At 72.3% G+C, this 1,305-nt stretch carries 1 protein-coding gene; it reads right to left on the reverse strand.

Features of this window, described 5'->3' with window-relative positions; genetic code table 11:
- A partial coding sequence (mtnA, locus tag EU811_RS23115) for an S-methyl-5-thioribose-1-phosphate isomerase (RefSeq protein WP_142940574.1) occupies positions 1-1,072 on the reverse strand: 1,072 nt, incomplete at its 3' end.
- Positions 1,073-1,305 lie beyond the last annotated feature (233 nt).

Consider the following 1,305-nt stretch of genomic DNA (forward strand, 5'->3'; position numbering starts at 1 on the left):
CCTCGGTGACGATCGCAGTCACCAACTCGGGCGGCGTCACATCGAAGGCGGGGTTGTACGCCTGGGTCCCCAGGGGTGCCACCGGTATCCCGCCTCCCGCTTCCGCTCCGGCCACCGGCACCTGGGGTGCTGTGATCTCCGTCACTTCATGTCCGGCACGCTGCTCGACCTCGATCGCTGCTCCGTTCGGAGTGTCCGGGTCCACCGTCGTCACCGGCGCGACCACGATGAACGGCACATGGTGGTACCTGGCCAGCACCGCGAGCGGATAGCTCCCCACCTTGTTCGCCACCGAACCGTCGGCCGCGATCCGGTCGGCACCGATCAGCACCGCGTCCACCTCTCCCGCCGAGAACAGCGATCCCGCCGCGTTGTCCGTGAGCAAGGTGTACGCCATTCCGCTCCGCGCCGCCTCATAGGCCGTCAGGCGAGCACCTTGCAGCAACGGCCGCGTCTCGTCCACCCAGAGCCTGCGCAGCCGCCCCGCCCGGTGCGCCGCAAGGGCCACCGCGAACGCCGTTCCCTCGCCCCCGGACACCAGCGCGCCGGTGTTGCAGTGCGTCAGGATCCGGTGGTTTCCGCCGGGCAGCAGCTCGTCGAGAAGCGCCAGCCCGTGCGTGGCCATCCGGGCGCTGGCCTGGGCGTCCTCCTCGTGGAGCGCCCGCGCGGCGGCCAGCGCGGCATCGGCGGCCTGCTTCTGGTCACCACCGCCCCGCAGGACCGCGAGGTGGGCCGCCTGGGCCCTGCGCGCCCCGTACGAGAGGTTCACCGCGGTCGGCCGAGCACTCGCGAGCGAGGCCGCGGCCTCGTCCACGTCGAACCCCCGGGCGGCGGCGAGCGCGACCCCGTAAGCCCCCGCGATGCCGAGCAGCGGCGCCCCGCGGACGGCGAGCGTACGGATCGCCTCCACCAGGGCGGGCGCGTCCGTGCACACCAGCTCGACCTCCTCGGCGGGCAGCCGCGTCTGGTCGAGGAGGACCAGTACAGGGCCTTCCGGCGGCTCGTCCCACCGGATCGCCGGTATCTCGGTGGGCCGCTGGTTCTCGCGGGATTGCGCGTACTGATCAGCCATCCGCCCAGTCTGCCCCGTACCGGCCGGACAATTGAAGGTGTGCAGCCCATACGGCAGCCGGTCACTTCCCGGCCACACCGTGGCACGATGGCTGCCAACCTGCCGCCGCGACCGCGGACGGGCACCGTGAAGGAGCGACGATGAAAGACACTCCGGGCTGGGCATCGCCCGGATCTGCCCCCTCCGACGGGCAGAACGGACAGGAGCCGACGGCTTCCGGCCCTGCCGAGCCC

This window comes from Arthrobacter sp. TS-15, assembly GCF_006964045.1.
In the GTDB taxonomy this organism is placed as follows: Bacteria; Actinomycetota; Actinomycetes; order Actinomycetales; family Micrococcaceae; genus Arthrobacter.